Genomic DNA, 16,006 nt, shown 5'->3' with positions numbered 1-16,006 from the left:
ATCGTTTACCTGAAAAAAGAGAGAGGCTTCGCAGCGTATTTTGCTGTGTATGTTTTGAAAGCGAGAGGAATCTATCACAACCTATGCAATAAGCCAGATGATGAGGCTGTTTTAACAGCAGATTTACGTGTTGGTTTGTAAAGCGAAAGCGGCAATTTTTATTGCCACCAAATGCCCGTTTTTGCCCCGCAACGGTGCAATCGTCGTTAACCCTCAGAGAATTACATTTGTTTACAGGTTAAATACAAATGCGTATATTTCTCATCCGCATTTAATCGTGCGCGTCTTTATAAAAATCAAAAAAAGGTGCCGGCCACGGAAAACGCCGCAGCACTACAAAAATGAGGGTTTAACATGGCATTTGTTAACTTCTCCAGGGATCGGTTCACGTTACGGGCAGGCGGCCCATCACTCTTGGCGGCGGCCATTGCGCTGGCGCTGCTGCCTTCTGCGCAGGCAGAAGACACCATCACGGTGAATACTCAGGCGGACAATCCGCTGGCGGGACAGGAACAGGATTACAGCGTCAAAACCACCACCACAGGCACCAAGCTGCTGCTGGTTCCGCGCGATATCCCGCAATCCGTCAGCGTCATCAGCCAGCAGCGTATTCAGGATCAGAACCTGCAAACCATCGGCGAGGTGCTGGATAACACCACCGGCATCAGCACCAAGCTGGTGGACAGCAGCCGTGCCACCTACTTTGCGCGCGGCTTCTTCATCAGCAACTATGCCTACGACGACATGCCCACGCAGGTGAGCGACGTCTGGGACTTCGGTGATACCGGCTCGGATACCGCCGTGTTTGAAAATATTGAAGTAGTGCGCGGCGCGGCGGGGCTGATGAGCGGCAGCGGCAATCCATCGGCGTACATCAACATGGTGCGCAAGCACGCCGACAGCCGCGAATTTAAAGGCAACGTGTCCGCCAGCTACGGTAGCTGGGACAAGCAGCGCTATGTGGCCGATCTTTCCGCGCCGCTGAGCGAGTCCGGCAACGTGCGGGGCCGCGTGGTTACCGGCTACCAGGACAACGATACCTGGCTGGACAAAAGCCATTACCGCAAGAAATTCATCTACGGCGTAGTGGACGCCGATTTGACCGACTCCACCACGCTTTCCGTCGGCTACGACTACCAGGAAAGCAATGACGACAGCCCGACCTGGGGCGGCCTGCCCACCTGGTATGCCGACGGCAGCCGGACGCACTTTAGCCGCAGCGCCACCACCGCGCCGGACTGGGCTTACTCCAACAAAGACGCCACCAAAGTGTTCGCCAACCTGGTCCAGCGCTTTGATAACGGCTGGGAAGCGCGAATTAACACGCTGCACGCCGAAACCAACTTCGACTCTAAGCTGATGTACGTCACCGGCTTCCCGGATAAAGTCACCGGAGCGGGCACCAGCGCCTATGGCGGCTGGAACCGGGGCGAGCGTAAACAGGATTCGGTGGATGCGTTTGTGCGCGGCGGCTTTGACCTGTTTGGCCGCCAGCATGAGCTGATGATCGGCGGCAGCTACAGCCGCCAGCGTAACCACTACGATAACGCCATGCCGAACACCGGCTTGCCATATGGCGGCATAGCGATGGACAGCTTCTACAGCAGCGTCGCAGATCCAAGCTGGTCAGCCTTCTCGCTCTACAGCAAAGATGTGGTGCGCCAGCAGGCCGCCTACACCGCAGCACGTTTCTCGCTGGCTGACCCGCTGCACCTGATTGTGGGCGCCCGCTATACCGAATGGGACGCGGACTACAATCCGTCCACCGCGCCCCAAACCAGCCTGAGCAGCAAAAAACATGACGTGACGCCGTACGCGGGTCTGGTTTACGACATCAACGACACCTGGTCGGCCTACACCAGCTACACCTCCATCTTTCAGCCGACGGACAAGCGCGACGTCAACGGCGATTACCTCGATCCAACCACCGGGAAGAGCTACGAAGCAGGCGTGAAAGCGGACTGGTTTAATACGCGCCTGACCACCTCGCTGGCGGTATTCCGCATTGAGCAGGATAAAGTGGCCCAGTCACTCGGCACGCCGGTTAACGGTAACCCTGGTGAAACGGCGTATAAATCCGTGGATGGCACCGTGAGCCGCGGTGTTGAGTTCGAGCTGAACGGCGCGCTGACCGATAACTGGCAGCTCACCTTTGGGGCTGCCCGCTACGTGGCGGACGACAATAACGGTGAGGCGGTAAACCCGGACCAACCGCGTACCACGATGAAGCTGTTCACCCGCTACCAGCTGCCGATGCTGCCGGAAGTGACCGTGGGCGGCGGCGTGAACTGGCAGAGTAAAACCTGGCAGGATGCCTACGGCCCGAACGGTAGCACTCGCATCAAACAGGGCAGCTACGCGCTGGTGGATCTCTTCACCCGTTACCAGGTGACAAAAAACTTTGCCGTACAGGGCAACATCAATAACCTGTTCGACAAAGAATATGAATCCTGGCTGTCCGACTATGTGGTTTATGGCGCCCCGCGCAGCTTCTCGCTGACGGCAAACTACAGCTTCTAAGCGTGGCGGGGAGGTCGGTGAGCTCCCTGACTACTTTCCCGTGCCAGCGCCAGGAAAGCGGCAAGCCCAGCAGAAGGATGCCGCCTGCCGGAATAGTAAAGGCAAAGCCCAGGGAAGGGCGGCGTCCAGGTTTCCAGCAGGCGCACCAGCTTGCCGGAGCGAATTTCATCGGCGACGTTTTGCTCCATAAAAAAGCCAATTCCGACACCTTCCAGCACCGCCTCCCGCGCCAGCGAGGCTTCATCCAGGGTCAGCGGGCCGCGCACATCGACTTGCGCGACTTCGCCCTGCTTTTCCAGATGCCAGCGGTAGAGCGAGCCGTCCGGCAGCCGGACGCGAATACAGGCGTGATTCAGCAAGTCGCCCGGGGTGAGCGGCGTGCCGTGTTCTGCCAGGTAAGCCGGAGACGCGGCCACGGCAAAGCGTTGGGGGTGCCCAAGCGAAAGTGCAATCATATCGGCGGGTACCAGCCCGGCCACGCGCACGCCAAGATCGAATCCTTCCGCAACGATATCGACCAGCTTTCCTTCAGTCACAATATCGACCTGCATCTCCGGATAGCGGCGTAAAAACTCAAACACCAGCGACGAAAGCACCTGGCGAGCGGCAAAAGGCGGGGCGTTGATGCGCAGCACGCCGGATGGCGTATCGCGGTGCGCCCGCACGCTCTCAAGGGCGTCATTCAGCCCCTGAAGAGACGGGCTAACTCTCTCGATAAACAACCTCCCGGCCTCCGTCAGCGACACGCTGCGGGTGGTGCGGTTGAACAGGCGCACGCCAAGCTCGGCCTCAAATTTTGCCAGGGTATGGCTGAGCGCCGTGGTTGAAACGCCCAGGTCGATAGCCGCCGCGCGGAAAGATCCCCGGCGGGCGATGGCCTGCACGGCTTCGATATCGCCGAGGGCTATACGTGGCATTGTCCTGATTCCTTCATCATTTCATCCCGGTTTGTCCCAATTGTTTAAATTATACCGCGTTCTTAAAGTAGTGATACGGCAGGCCAATCGACTTTTTGGAGAACATAAGATGACTGACTTTTTGACGCTTAAAGGCAAGAGAGCGCTGGTGACATCCGGCACCAAAGGTGCAGGCGCGGCGACCGTGGCGCTGTTCCGTGAGCTGGGTGCAGAGGTATTGACCGTGGCTCGCCATCAGCCTGAAGAGATTCTCGGTGGGGCATTTGTGGCGGCGGATCTCTCCACGCCTGAAGGCTGCGAGCAACTGGTAAAAGCCGTCCAGACGCAACTTGGGGGCGTGGATATCGTCGTGCACATGCTCGGTGGTTCATCGTCTCCTGCTGGCGGGTATGCGGCACTTGGGGAAGCACAGTGGCAACAGGAGCTCGCGCTCAACCTGCTTCCGGCGGTTCGGTTAGATCGTGCTTTGTTGCCGGGCATGACGGCGCGCGGTACCGGCGTGATTATTCACGTCTCTTCCATTCAGCGAATTTTACCGCTACCGGAGGCCACCACCGCTTATGCTGCCGCGAAAGCAGCGCTTTCTGCCTACAGCAAAAGCCTGTCAAAAGAGGTGGCCTCGCAGGGCGTACGGGTGCTGCGCGTGGCGCCGGGCTGGATTGAAACTGAGGCTTCGGTGCGCTTTGCGGAGCGTCTGGCCTCAGAAGCGGGAACGGATTATGAGGGCGGTAAAAAAATCATTATGGATTCGCTGGGTGGGATCCCGCTTGGCCGCCCGGCAAAACCAGAGGAAGTGGCTAACCTGATCGCCTTCCTGGCCTCAGACCGTGCCGCTGCAATTACCGGGACGGAGTACATTATTGACGGCGGCACGGTGCCAACCGTTTAGAAATGCACCGGCTGGCCGAAACCGTCGCCGCTGTCGGTACTATTATCCCTGCGGCCTCTGGCTTCCAGCTGGTCGGCGCGGATGCGGTCCCGGATATCCTGGCGCTGTTCCGGCGTCAGGTAGCGGCTGTTGTAGTAGGGATCGGGCCACGGGGAGCGCATAAAGCTGTCGTCCAGCCGTTGCCTGTCCTGGCGGTCTATTCCTGAATTATCCGATGACGAACAGGCCGCCAGTAGCAGCGGAGCCAGCAGAACGAGTGCATATTTAGAGGCCATTTTTCTTCCTGAAGCGGCAAGCAATGAAAGTGAGGCAGTATCGCGCATCGACATATTGATGTGCGTTATCTGTCGCCAATATTGCGCAGCTTATCACGAAATAGTGAGCCGCTCAGAATACCGACAGCGCCCGTGAACAGGCCATGCCGTGTTGATACAGCTCCTCCGCGTAAAAGTCAGGCACGGGGCTGTCTTTAATCGCCTGGGCCACGGCGGCGACGTCATAATTTACCGCTTGAACCGCCAGTTTTAGCTTCCCGTGACGGTAGTGCCCCCTCAGCCAGGTGGCCTGCGGCTCGCCGGGTTTGATTCGCCCGACGGCACCGGTATTGGCGACGATTAGTCTGCGGCCATCGCTGCGGACTAATTCTCGAATATCCGCGTAGTGCGTATGCCCGGAAACCATCACATCGAACTGATGCGTGGTTTGCCACTTCATCAGTTGGCTGCAGGAGAACTGGCGATGCACATACTCGGACAGAGAATCCGGGCTGGCGTGAACAAGCAGAATTCTGAGCGACCCGGCGTAAAACGCTCTCGACCGGGGCAGGGCGCTGAGCCAGCGGCGGTTCTCCTCCGTTAGCGTGCGTTTGCTCAAGGCAATCGCCTGTTCACGGGCTTGTTGTTCGTGGACGGAGTGCTTAGCCAGCGGCGTGACCGGCTCGTCCATTGCCACGCGGTGGTCGTGGTTGCCCATCACCACCGGAATGTTGCGGCTGCGAATCAGCTTTATCACTTCATTCGGCCACGGCGCAAAATCCACCAGATCGCCCAGGCACCAAATTTGGTTGATGTGGTGGCGGTCAATGTCCTGCAAAACGGCCTCAAGTGCCGGTAAATTGGCGTGAACATCGCTGAAAATCGCAAACTGGAAATCAATATATTTAGCGTTCATTGGGCGGACTCCCGGCGCGATCCCGCACGGTGAAAACGACAACCAGCGCAATGAAGAAAGCGAACAGCGCGGCGCAAACCAGCATCAGCGAGAAGCCGCTGGCGTAGCTGTGGCGGATCAGCGAGCTTAGCGTCTGAGCCTGTTTCTCCGGCCACAGCGCAAGGGCGCGTTGCACATCTCCGGCCACAACCTGAGTAATAAAATTGTCGCGTACCGGCAGGTTGCTAGCCTGCATCGTTGAGGTCAGCACGTGACGCGTATGCCCGGCCAGAATGGCCCCCAGCAGCGCAAAACCTTGCAGAATGCCAGAGAAGCGCGCCGTGGTGCTGATCCCCGAAGCCATGCCCGCCCGTTCGTGAGGCACGGTGCCCATAATCGCCTTCTGCGTTTCGCCGTTAAGAATACCGCCGCCGCTGCCCAACACGGCCATCCCGGTGATAACCAGCCAGGGCCACTGCGCCAGCACACCGCTGGCGATAATCAGGTTGCCGACGCCAACCAGCCCTAATCCGGCGGCTAAGATCCAGCGGGCGGCCATGCGGTGTGCCATCCAGCGGGCCACCATCGGGAAGAACAGCATGGCGAGCGCGAACGGCAGCATACCCACCCCGGACGCCAGGGCGGTTTTCCCCTCGACGTTTTGCAGCATCAGCGGCAGCAGTGAGGTCATCACCTGTGCCGTAGCCGCGTAGGTAAACATGGCCAGCACCGCGCCAATAAACGGCATCGAACGGAACAAGCGGAGATCGAGCATTGGCTGGGCTTTGTAACGTTCGACCAGCGCAAAGAACAGAAAGAACCAGGCTGAGGCGATAAAGCGCCCCATCACTTCGGGGCTGCCCCAGCCGTGCTCGGGGGCGAGGATCAGCGCCCAGGTGAGCGAAAACATGGCGGCGATAAACAGCGAAATGCCGTGTACGTCCGGCTTACCGGCGGCTGGATTACGGGACTCTTCAATGGTACGCAGCACCGCCATTGCCAGCAGCAGGCAAATGGGGATGTTGATGTAGAACGCCCAGCGCCAGCCGAAATAGGCGCTGATGATGCCGCCGGCCAAAGGCGCGAGCACCATGGTTATGCCCATCATGCCGCCCCAGATGGCCCACGCGCGGCCTCTGGCCTGCGGTTCGCGGAAGGTGTGGCCGATGATCGCCAGCGCCGGAGCCAGTAAAAAGGCCGATCCCACGCCCTGCAGCGCCCGGGCAATGTTCAGTATCAGGCTGGTGGTTGCCGCTCCGCAGGCCAGAGAAGCCAGAGCAAACAGCGCGATGCCGAATAAAAAGACCCGCCGCCTGCCGAAGCGGTCCGCCAGGGAACCGGCGGGCAGCAAAAGGGAAGAGAAGCACAGCACGTACGCGCCGATCACCCACTCCATATCGGCAAAGGTGGCGTCCAGCCCGCGGGCGATGGTCGGCAGCACGACGCCAACGATATTCGTGTCGATGACCGTCATCGCGCAGCCCATGGAGGCAACCAGCAGCACGGTGGTGTCGTTTTTGGCCACGGGCGCGGCCAGCACATTAGACATAAAAGCTCCGAAAACGCGGGAAGAACACGCTTTAAGCTTCGCGATCCGGGGCGCGGTATTCAATTTCCACGTTCGGCATTATTATTAGTTAAAACCTAATAATCAGGATTGAATATGGAGCTTCGCCATCTGCGTTATTTCCTCGAAGTTGCCCGAACGCTCCATTTTGGCGCGGCGGCAGAGACGCTGAATATCTCCACGCCGACGCTGTCGGTGCAAATCAGCCAGCTTGAGCGGGAGTTTGGCACCCCGCTATTTTTACGTACCAAAAGGCGCGTACAGCTAACCCAGGCCGGGGAGATTTTCCGCGAAGAAGCCGAAGCCACGCTGCGGCAGGCTGAGCTGACGCGTGAGCGTGTGCTTAGCGCTGCACGCGGCGAGCAGGGCTACATTCGCGTCGGCTACGTGGCGTCTTCGCTTTGGTCGGGGACGCTTAGCTCGGTGATGGGGGCGTTTCGGGGGCGATACCCTGATGTTTCACTTGGCGCGCGAGAAGTGCTGATGGACAGCATGGCGGCGGCGCTGGTAGAGGGCAAAATCGACGTTGGGTTTGTGCGCGCCCCGGTCGCGCTGCCGTCAGAAGTCGGGCATCTGTTGGTGCAAAGCGACTGTTTTTGCCTGGCGCTGCCCGCTTCCCATCGTCTGGCTTCCCGCGCGGAAGCTATCGACCCCGCTCTACTGACTGGGGAAAGCTTTGTTTTGCCGGAGCAGACTTCCGGCTCGCATGAAGTTGCCCGCCGGGGCGGGTTTGTACTCAATGATGCCATCCGCTCCAGCACGCTGACCGAAGTGCTGGCGCATATCGCGCTGGGCAATGGCATCGCGGTTATCCCGGAGATCATGGCAAAAACCATCGGCGTGCCGGACGTGGTCTATCGCCCGATTGCCGGGGCAGAAATCCCCTCGGCTATCTGGATGCTTTACCGCAAGCGGGAGCGCACGCCGCTGATTAAACGCCTTATTCGCTTCGCAAAAGAGCACGTTTCGGGTGGGTCAGGAAACGTTTGAACACACTCTTTCACCCCCGGGATTCATTTGGCGGTTAATCTTACTCCAGTGCAGTTATTAACCTGACGTGAATCCTGGAGAAAGCATGATCAAGCCTCGTTTGTTTATCCCGGCCCTAAGCCTGCTGCTGCTGAGCGTGGGCGCTGCGGCGGCGGACAATGTCATCACCCCGGTACGCGGCACCATTGATGCAGTCAATGATTCTTCGCTGCAAATCACCACCCGGCAGGGGGAAAAGCTTTCCGTTGGCCTGACGGACAAAACCCGCATCAACGGCGTGAGCGAAGCGAAGATGAGCGACATCAAGCCCGACAGCTTCATCGGCACCGCCGCCGTGCCGCAGGCTGACGGCACGCTGAAGGCGCTGGAAGTGCACGTTTTTGCCCCGAGCCTGCGCGGTTCCGGGGAAGGGTTTAATCCGTTTGAGTCCGCAAACGGCCAGGTGAACACCATGACCAACGGCACGGTCGGTACGTTGGTGAATAGCCACGGGCGCACGATGACGGTGAAATTCCACGGCCAGCAGAAAACCGTGCAGGTGCCGGACGACGTACCGGTGGTGCTGATCAGCCCCGCCGACAAGTCCGTGCTGAAGCCGGGCGCGAAAGTGGTGCTGTTCGCCACCAAAGACGACACAGGCCAGGCCGTCGCGCGCGGGATTTCCGCCGGGGTTAACGGGCTGACGCCGCCGATGTAATTTGTGGTGATTATCAGAACAGTGGCGACATCTATACAGAGAACCTGTCAGTAAGCTTTACAGGTTGAATCGTTGATCTGTATTTCCCTTCTCCCTTTGAGGGAGAAGGTGGTTGCCCAGGTGAACAATAAATAACGCCCATGTATGATGCTCCGCAGACCATCAGACTCCTGTGGAGAGCACGTAATTGACAGCACAGACGGGCGATATTCTTTTTAACGGCCAGCGCTTTTCGGCCTTCTTCTTTGATATGGACGGCACCATTCTGACCTCCATCCGCGTGGCAGAACGCATCTGGGGTGAGTGGGCCATGCGCCACGGCATCGATCCGGTCACTTTCCTGCCCACCATTCACGGCGTGCGCGCGGTGGAGACGATTGCCCGCCAGAATCTACCGGGCGTGGATGCCGAAGCCGAAGCACAGCGGATTACCGAAGCTGAAATCGCCGATGTGGATGGTGTGGAAGCCATCGGCGGCGCGCGAGAGTTTTTGCAGGCGCTGCCGCTGGATCGCTGGGCCATTGTTACTTCCGCCCCAAAAGCGCTGGCGCTGCGCCGCATTCAGGCCGCCGGTTTGCCTGAACCCAAAGTCATTATTGCGGCGGAAGACGTCCGTCTCGGTAAACCCGCCCCGGAGGGCTACCTGCTGGCGGCGGAAAAATTGGGCGTAAACGCGGCCGACTGCCTGGTGTTTGAGGATGCCCTGGCGGGTGTACAAGCCGGTGAAGCGGCAGGCGCAAAAATCTTTGTCATTTCCGGCACCAACGCTCACCATGCCGGGGAACTCTCTCGTTATACCGGCGCGGAAAATTACGATGCCCTGCGAGTTGAGGCCGATGGCTCGGGTATTTTCTTGCAGCGAAGCTAATTATTCAGGCTCTCTTTTTTGGCAGAGCCTAATCAAGGTGATTGACAGATTCCCGGCCGATGAGTGCCGGGTTATCTCTTTCATTCTCATGGTTAATTAAAAATATTATTCTACTTTGTAAATAAATAATTCATGCTTTTAATGATGGGTTATATTTTATTTGCAGATCGTTCATGTATTTTCCTTATAAAAGTTATTGATGTTTTTTTATTTATTTACCAGCATTCTCAGAAGCTATTTTTTATTTTCCGTATTACATCACCCCATCCCTGGCACCAATCGGTAAGAACTAAAAGGTGCGTCACGTTATGCGTAACATCCTTCTGTAACAGCCTTTAAGTGTGACTTTTATCACAATTACTGGCAGGTAAAAGCCTTTAAATAGCGCTGAGTTTTACCCGCTGACTATTGAGGCATTGATGAAAATTAACACTGAATCCTGTGTGATCTCAGGCAAGCAAACCGTTTCCGTTAGCCATCAGGAAATTGAGTGGAATAATAAAGGGACGTTGCTGAAGATTTCCCGGGGAGGCATTTGCGGGTCCGATTTGCATTATTATCAGGAAGGGAAGGTCGGCAACTTTGCCGTAAAAGCCCCAATGATTTTAGGCCATGAAGTTATTGGCACGGTGGTGCATACCGATTCTCCTGAATTACATGAAGGGCAGACGGTCGCTATTAATCCATCCAAACCCTGTGGTCATTGTAAATATTGTCTTAGCCAGGAAGAAAATCAATGCACAACCATGCGCTTCTTCGGCAGCGCAATGTACTTCCCACACGTTGACGGCGGCTTTACCCGCTTTAAAACCGTCGACAGCGCGCAGTGCGTTCCCTATCCCGCTGAAGCGGATGAAAAAGTGATGGTGTTTGCCGAGCCGCTGGCGGTGGCCATTCACGCCGCGCACGAAGCGGGCGATCTGCAGGGCAAGCGCGTGTTTATCTCCGGCGTAGGGCCGATTGGCTGCCTGGTCGCCAGCGCGGTAAAAACGCTGGGAGCGGCAGAAATTGTCTGCGCCGATGTCAGCCCGCGCTCGCTTTCGCTGGCCGCGCAGATGGGCGCCGACACGCTGGTGAACCCGCTGCACGACAGCCTGGACGGCTGGAAAGAGGAAAAAGGCTACTTCGACATAAGCTTTGAAGTCTCCGGCCACCCTTCGTCGGTAACCACCTGCCTGGAAGTGACCCGCGCCAAAGGCACCATGGTGCAGGTGGGAATGGGCGGCGCAGTGCCGGAATTCCCCATGATGATGCTCATCGCCAAAGAGATTGCGCTGAAAGGCTCTTTCCGCTTCACCACGGAGTTCAATACGGCCGTCTCCTGGCTGGCTAACAAGGTGATTAACCCGCTGCCGTTGCTGAGCGCGGAGTATGCCTATACCGACCTGGAGCAGGCGCTGATCTTTGCCGGGGATAAAACCCAGGCCGCGAAAGTCCAGCTGGTTTTCTGAGGCCTGTTAATAAGGATTAAGGCAATGAACGATCTTTTTTCACTGAAAGGCAAAAACATCCTGATTACCGGCTCCGCGCAGGGGCTCGGGTACCTGATGGCGACCGGGCTGGGCCAGTACGGGGCGCGGATAATCGTCAACGCCAGCACGCCAGCTAAGGTCGAGGCCGCGGTGCAAAAGCTGCGGGACGAAGGGATCCGTGCCGTGGGCGCCCCGTTCGACGTGACGCAGAAACAGGATGTCGATGTGGCCGTGGAGCGTATTGAGCAGGACGTAGGCCCGATTGATGTGCTGGTGAACAACGCCGGAATTCAGCGCCGCCATCCCTTTACCGAGTTCCCCGAGCAGGACTGGAATGATGTGATTGCGGTGAATCAGACCGGCGTTTTCCTGGTTTCGCAGGCGGTTACCCGCCGGATGGTGGCACGCCAGGCCGGGAAGGTGATCAATATCTGCTCCATGCAGAGTGAGCTGGGGCGCGACACGATCACGCCTTACGCCGCCTCGAAAGGCGCGGTGAAGATGCTGACCCGGGGCATGTGCGTTGAGCTGGCCCGCCACAGCATTCAGGTCAACGGCATCGCCCCGGGCTACTTCAAAACGGAAATGACTCAGGCGCTGGTGAATGACGAAGCGTTCAGCGGCTGGCTGTGCAAACGGACGCCCGCCGCACGCTGGGGTGACCCGCAGGAGCTGATTGGCGCCGCGGTGTTCCTCTCTTCAAAAGCTTCAGATTTCGTTAACGGGCACCTGTTGTTTGTTGATGGCGGAATGCTGGCCGCCGTTTAACGGCGCGAGTGTCTGCCGAAAAGTGAAGGCGAGTAGACCGAATAAAAGGTGGAGAGTATGGGCCTTCTCTCGCCGCAGAAAGCTGAAAATCAAGCGATTGGTTTTCAGCTTTTTTAAACGCGCTGACTGCCCGACCTGACCACTAACCTGCAGCGCTGCGCGCTGCTTTTTTTGCACTGATAAGAGATAAGCGTATGCCATTACTTATTATTGCCGCAGGCGTCGCCCTGCTGCTGGTCCTGATGATCGGTTTTAAAGTGAACGGCTTTATCGCGCTGGTTCTGGTGGCTGCGGTGGTTGGGTTTGCGGAAGGGATGGATCCCCAGGCGATTCTGCACTCCATTCAGAATGGGATCGGCGGCACCCTGGGCGGGTTGGCGATGATCCTTGGCTTTGGGGCGATGCTCGGGAAGCTGATCTCTGACACCGGGGCAGCGCAGCGCATCGCCACGACCCTGATAGATGCCTTCGGCGCGAAGCGCGTGCAGTGGGCGCTGATGATTGCCGGCCTGGTGGTAGGCATGGCGATGTTCTTTGAGGTCGGCTTCGTGCTGCTTCTCCCGCTGGTGTTCACCGTTGTCGCCTCGTCCGGCCTGCCGCTGCTGTATGTGGGTGTACCAATGGTGGCCGCGCTGTCGGTCACGCACTGCTTTCTGCCGCCGCACCCGGGGCCGACCGCGATTGCCACCATGTATAACGCCAATCTCGGCACCACCCTGCTATACGGGCTGATCATCAGCCTGCCGACGATTATCGTGGCCGGGCCGCTGTTCTCCCGGCTGTTAACCCGTTTTGAAAAGCAGCCGCCGGAAGGGCTGTTCAGCTCGCGTGTGTTCACCGAGGCGGAAATGCCTTCTTTCTGGAACAGCCTGCTGGTGGCGATCACGCCGGTACTGCTGATGGCGATTGCCGCGCTTTGTAACGTGGTGCTGCCTGAAAAAAGTGGGCTCAGATCTTTCCTCGACTTTATTGGTAACCCGGCGGTCGCGCTGTTTATTGCCCTGACTATCGCCACCTTTACCCTCGGTTGGCGCAAAGGGCGCAGCATGGAGCAGGTGATGAACATCGCCGGGGACTCTATCGGCGCTATCGCGATGATCGTGTTTATCATCGCCGGTGGCGGTGCCTTTAAGCAGGTGCTGGTCGATAGCGGCGTAGGGCAGTACATCGCGCACCTGATGAACGGCGCGCCGCTCTCGCCGCTGCTAATGTGCTGGACGGTGGCGGCCCTGCTGCGTATTGCGCTGGGTTCGGCGACCGTCGCGGCGATCACCACCGCAGGCGTGGTGCTGCCTATCATCAGCGTGACCCACGCCGACCCGGCCCTGATGGTGCTGGCGACCGGGGCGGGGAGCGTGATCGCCTCTCACGTTAACGACCCGGGATTCTGGCTGTTTAAGGGCTACTTTAACCTCAGCGTGGGGGAAACGCTGCGCACCTGGACCGTGATGGAAACGCTGATCTCAGTCATGGGGCTGCTGGGCGTATTGACGATAAATGCCGTTTTGCATTAAATCGTTGTATGACTCGCCGACAGGCCACCGGGTGCGCGCGCTGCGCCCCGGTATTGAGAGGGCCGATGAGAAACCACCGCATTTCTTTGCAGGATATCGCTACGCTGGCTGGCGTGACGAAGATGACCGTCAGCCGCTACATCCGTTCGCCTAAAAAGGTTGCAAAGGAAACCGGGCTGCGCATCGCCCGAATCATGGAAGAGATTGATTACGTGCCCAATCGTGCCCCTGGTATGCTGCTTAATGCCCGCAGCTATACGCTGGGGGTATTGATTCCTTCTTTTCAAAACCAGCTCTTCGCCGGCATTGAGTCCGTCACGTCCGGGCAGAATTACCAGACGCTGATCGCCAACTATAACTACAACCGCGAGTCGGAAGAGGAGTCGGTGATTAACCTGCTCTCCTACAACATCGACGGCATTATTCTCTGCGAGAAGTACCACACCTTCCGCACCGTGAAGTTTTTGCGGTCCGCTGCCATCCCGGTTGTGGAACTGATGGATATTCAGGGCGACCGGCTGGATATGGAAGTGGGGTTTGATAACCGCCAGGCCGCGTTAGACATGGTTGGCACCATGCTGGACAAGCGGCAGCGGCGCAGGATCGTCTACCTCGGTTCAAAAGATGACGTGCGCGATGAGCAGCGCTTTCGCGGCTACTGCGAGGCGATGACGCTGCGCGGGCTGGAGCCCCAGCGCATCAACCCGAAAGCCATTTCATCCATCCATCTGGGTATGCAGCTGATGCGCGACGCCCTGGCCGTTTACCCTGACCTGGACGGAGTCTTCTGTACTAACGACGATATTGCCATGGGAGCACTGCTGCTATGCCGGGAGCGCGGCCTGCCCGTGCCTGAACAAATATCGATCGCCGGTTTTCACGGGCTGGAGATGGGGCGCCAGATGATTCCCAGCCTGGCGAGTGTGATCACTCCCCGCTTCGACATTGGCCGGGTGGCGGCCAGAATGCTGCTGGATAAGATCGGTAATGAAGATCTCAATCACAACACCATTGATTTGGGCTACCAGATTTACCACGGGCAGACGCTGTGAGCGGGTTTTGTGAGGCAGGCGCCAGGAAGGGAACACGGCGTTGATGACGCCGCGTATTTTTCCCTCTCCCTTTTAGGAAGAGGGTCGGGTGAGGGGCTAGTGAATATTATTTCCGGACTGGCTATCGATCATTGCGAGACCTGAATCTGTGCGTACAAAGCGGAGCGCTCGCAGGCTGTCGATCAGAAGGTTAAACATCGGGATTAACAGAGAGCTGTAATATTTCCGTACCGAAAGTGGCCAGCATCATCTATGGATGTATAAGATTTGTATCGCGCTGAAAGTTAATAAGGATTATTACGAATTTTTGGAATGTTGCATGAACTAGATTGCACGCTAAAACATTAATGTGCTTTGGTGGAAATATTTTAATACCCTCAACCAATTATTTTATTTAGATGTTTTTGATATTTTAAACTTGGCGGAAAGTCACAGGAGTCGAACCTGCCCGGCGCCGCTGGCGGCACCAACTGGAGTTGAAGTCCAGCCGCCTCACCGGAGACGACGACCTTCCGCGCCTTCATTGCTACATGGAGGCGGGGCGGAGTATACCGGGTTTCCTGCTGCTACCCAATGGGTCAGTAAGAATATATCCCGCGCCTAAAGTGAAATTATTCACTAAATCAGTCTAACGGCCTGGGAATCACCCTGTTGACGCGGTTCGCCACGCGATGTCTCTTATGGCCTCTCTCGCCGTCTGGCTAATGCCGCCCAGCTGAAAGAAACCGTGGATCACGCCCAAATAACGCTGGCAACTTGCGGTAACACCTTGTTCTGTAAGGCGTGAATAAAGTCGCTCACCTTCATCGCGCAGGGGATCGTATTCGGCGGTGATGATATGCACCGGTGGCAGCCCGGCAAAATCCTCGCGCCACAGCGGGCTGGCTTCCGGGTGCATTACATCCGTTCCCGGGAAATAAGCTTCAAAGCCGCTGAGCAAGGTGTCGCGGGTGATAACATAGTCTTCGCCGTTCTGCTGGTAGCTTGGCAGCTGAGCGCTGGTATCGAGCATCGGATAAATCAGCATCAGGCTAGCCGGGAGCCATCCTCCTGTGGCTTTCAGGCGCAGGGCAGTCACCAGGGCGATATGCCCGCCCGCGCTGTCTCCGGCAAGCGTAATACGCTGGCTATCGACGCCTAAATTCATCGCATGTTGCCTGATTAATATGGCGGCACGTTCGGCATCATCATGGGCGGCAGGGTAAGTGTGTTCTGGGGCCAAGCGATACTCCACGGCAATGACCCGGCATCCACTGTGAAAAGCTAACTGGCGGAGCTGATTATCGTGGGTAGCAAACCCACCGCTGACAAAGCAGCCGCCGTGATAATAAATCACCGTCGGCAGTGTTCCACTGGCGTTGGGTGGGGAAACGACCCGCAGCGGCATTCCCTCCAGTGAAATATCTTCCACCTGGACTCTGGTTTCCGTTTCACCGGCCAGCACGGTACTGGCGATATAGCCCGCCCGTCGTTCGGCAAAACTTTGCTGGCGAGAAGAGGGGCGACCGGCGGCAATAAAGTCATCTACCAGCCGGGCAATAGCGGGTTCGAGAGCCATAAAACGTCCTTTTACTGGATGAATATCCATATCCTATGCCGACAA

The 16,006-nt window shown here is 57.6% G+C and carries 14 protein-coding genes and 1 tRNA gene; 9 read left to right on the top strand and 6 right to left on the bottom strand.

The window, feature by feature from the left end; all coding sequences use genetic code 11:
• Positions 1 to 354: 354 nt before the first annotated feature.
• The gene (fhuE, locus tag ACR6JA_RS16285) at positions 355 to 2,520 is read left to right on the top strand and encodes a ferric-rhodotorulic acid/ferric-coprogen receptor FhuE (protein ID WP_213713626.1); all 2,166 of its coding nucleotides are present in this window, start codon (positions 355 to 357) and stop codon (positions 2,518 to 2,520) included.
• Here the strand turns inward: fhuE and ACR6JA_RS16280 are convergent.
• Positions 2,517 to 3,437 carry a LysR family transcriptional regulator gene (locus ACR6JA_RS16280; protein WP_494494185.1) on the bottom strand — a complete coding sequence of 307 codons (921 nt, stop codon included), beginning with the start codon at positions 3,435 to 3,437 and terminating at the stop codon, positions 2,517 to 2,519. The genes fhuE and ACR6JA_RS16280 overlap by 4 nt on opposite strands.
• A gap of 109 nt (positions 3,438 to 3,546) precedes the next feature.
• Here ACR6JA_RS16280 and ACR6JA_RS16275 point away from each other — a divergent pair, with 109 nt between their 5' ends.
• Complete coding sequence (locus ACR6JA_RS16275) at positions 3,547 to 4,326, top strand: SDR family oxidoreductase (RefSeq protein ID WP_494494184.1); 780 nt, start codon at positions 3,547 to 3,549, stop codon at positions 4,324 to 4,326.
• Here ACR6JA_RS16275 and ACR6JA_RS16270 read toward each other — a convergent pair.
• The 3 genes from ACR6JA_RS16270 to ACR6JA_RS16260 form a co-directional block, all read right to left on the bottom strand.
• Complete coding sequence (locus tag ACR6JA_RS16270) at positions 4,323 to 4,601, bottom strand: hypothetical protein (RefSeq protein ID WP_008458753.1); 279 nt, start codon at positions 4,599 to 4,601, stop codon at positions 4,323 to 4,325. The two genes, ACR6JA_RS16275 and ACR6JA_RS16270, sit on opposite strands and share 4 nt — an antisense overlap.
• Positions 4,602 to 4,713: 112 nt before the next feature.
• Positions 4,714 to 5,496: a metallophosphoesterase family protein gene (locus tag ACR6JA_RS16265; RefSeq protein WP_494494183.1), complete on the bottom strand. Its 783-nt coding sequence runs from the start codon at positions 5,494 to 5,496 to the stop codon at positions 4,714 to 4,716.
• The gene (locus tag ACR6JA_RS16260; protein ID WP_494494182.1) at positions 5,486 to 7,024 is read right to left on the bottom strand and encodes an MFS transporter; all 1,539 of its coding nucleotides are present in this window, start codon (positions 7,022 to 7,024) and stop codon (positions 5,486 to 5,488) included. Before ACR6JA_RS16260 ends, ACR6JA_RS16265 begins: the two co-directional genes overlap by 11 nt.
• A 114-nt stretch (positions 7,025 to 7,138) precedes the next feature.
• Between ACR6JA_RS16260 and ACR6JA_RS16255 the strand changes: the two genes are divergently transcribed.
• The 7 genes from ACR6JA_RS16255 to idnR all read left to right on the top strand — a co-directional run bounded on the left by ACR6JA_RS16255 (position 7,139) and on the right by idnR (position 14,403).
• On the top strand, positions 7,139 to 8,032 hold the full coding sequence (locus tag ACR6JA_RS16255) for a LysR family transcriptional regulator (protein ID WP_494494181.1): 894 nt from the start codon (positions 7,139 to 7,141) through the stop codon (positions 8,030 to 8,032).
• Between the two features lie 85 nt (positions 8,033 to 8,117).
• On the top strand, positions 8,118 to 8,729 hold the full coding sequence (locus ACR6JA_RS16250) for a hypothetical protein (protein ID WP_494494180.1): 612 nt from the start codon (positions 8,118 to 8,120) through the stop codon (positions 8,727 to 8,729).
• Positions 8,730 to 8,916: 187 nt separating this feature from the next.
• The gene (locus tag ACR6JA_RS16245; protein ID WP_494494179.1) at positions 8,917 to 9,597 is read left to right on the top strand and encodes an HAD-IA family hydrolase; all 681 of its coding nucleotides are present in this window, start codon (positions 8,917 to 8,919) and stop codon (positions 9,595 to 9,597) included.
• 419 nt (positions 9,598 to 10,016) lie between these two features.
• Positions 10,017 to 11,048 carry an L-idonate 5-dehydrogenase gene (idnD, locus tag ACR6JA_RS16240; RefSeq protein ID WP_494494178.1) on the top strand — a complete coding sequence of 344 codons (1,032 nt, stop codon included), beginning with the start codon at positions 10,017 to 10,019 and terminating at the stop codon, positions 11,046 to 11,048.
• A 24-nt stretch (positions 11,049 to 11,072) separates the two neighbouring features.
• Positions 11,073 to 11,837, top strand: a complete 765-nt coding sequence (idnO, locus tag ACR6JA_RS16235) for a gluconate 5-dehydrogenase (protein ID WP_494494177.1) — start codon at positions 11,073 to 11,075, stop codon at positions 11,835 to 11,837.
• A 194-nt stretch (positions 11,838 to 12,031) separates the two neighbouring features.
• Positions 12,032 to 13,351 (top strand): gluconate:H+ symporter, encoded by a 1,320-nt coding sequence (locus ACR6JA_RS16230; RefSeq protein ID WP_494494176.1) that lies wholly within the window; start codon positions 12,032 to 12,034, stop codon positions 13,349 to 13,351.
• 65 nt (positions 13,352 to 13,416) lie between these two features.
• Positions 13,417 to 14,403: a DNA-binding transcriptional regulator IdnR gene (gene idnR / locus ACR6JA_RS16225; protein WP_494494175.1), complete on the top strand. Its 987-nt coding sequence runs from the start codon at positions 13,417 to 13,419 to the stop codon at positions 14,401 to 14,403.
• A 419-nt stretch (positions 14,404 to 14,822) separates the two neighbouring features.
• Here idnR and ACR6JA_RS16220 read toward each other — a convergent pair.
• Positions 14,823 to 14,917: transfer RNA gene (locus ACR6JA_RS16220), tRNA-Sec, on the bottom strand.
• A gap of 129 nt (positions 14,918 to 15,046) precedes the next feature.
• A complete protein-coding gene (locus ACR6JA_RS16215) occupies positions 15,047 to 15,961 on the bottom strand; it encodes an alpha/beta hydrolase (protein ID WP_494494174.1) in 915 nt (304 codons plus the stop codon).
• Positions 15,962 to 16,006: the final 45 nt, after the last annotated feature.

This window comes from Cedecea sp. B1(4) (assembly GCF_059414925.1).
Note: the sequence above shows the minus strand (reverse complement) of the source record. Positions and strands in the feature narration are given on the sequence as shown.

Coding starts and splice junctions, on each gene's coding strand:
- idnD (WP_494494178.1), top strand. CDS start 10,017: ATGAAAATTAACACTGAATCCTGTGTGATCTCAGGCAAGCAAACCGTT.
- ACR6JA_RS16275 (WP_494494184.1), top strand. CDS start 3,547: ATGACTGACTTTTTGACGCTTAAAGGCAAGAGAGCGCTGGTGACATCC.
- fhuE (WP_213713626.1), top strand. CDS start 355: ATGGCATTTGTTAACTTCTCCAGGGATCGGTTCACGTTACGGGCAGGC.
- ACR6JA_RS16230 (WP_494494176.1), top strand. CDS start 12,032: ATGCCATTACTTATTATTGCCGCAGGCGTCGCCCTGCTGCTGGTCCTG.
- ACR6JA_RS16250 (WP_494494180.1), top strand. CDS start 8,118: ATGATCAAGCCTCGTTTGTTTATCCCGGCCCTAAGCCTGCTGCTGCTG.
- ACR6JA_RS16280 (WP_494494185.1), bottom strand. CDS start 3,437: ATGCCACGTATAGCCCTCGGCGATATCGAAGCCGTGCAGGCCATCGCC.
- ACR6JA_RS16270 (WP_008458753.1), bottom strand. CDS start 4,601: ATGGCCTCTAAATATGCACTCGTTCTGCTGGCTCCGCTGCTACTGGCG.
- ACR6JA_RS16260 (WP_494494182.1), bottom strand. CDS start 7,024: ATGTCTAATGTGCTGGCCGCGCCCGTGGCCAAAAACGACACCACCGTG.
- ACR6JA_RS16215 (WP_494494174.1), bottom strand. CDS start 15,961: ATGGCTCTCGAACCCGCTATTGCCCGGCTGGTAGATGACTTTATTGCC.
- idnO (WP_494494177.1), top strand. CDS start 11,073: ATGAACGATCTTTTTTCACTGAAAGGCAAAAACATCCTGATTACCGGC.
- idnR (WP_494494175.1), top strand. CDS start 13,417: ATGAGAAACCACCGCATTTCTTTGCAGGATATCGCTACGCTGGCTGGC.
- ACR6JA_RS16255 (WP_494494181.1), top strand. CDS start 7,139: ATGGAGCTTCGCCATCTGCGTTATTTCCTCGAAGTTGCCCGAACGCTC.
- ACR6JA_RS16265 (WP_494494183.1), bottom strand. CDS start 5,496: ATGAACGCTAAATATATTGATTTCCAGTTTGCGATTTTCAGCGATGTT.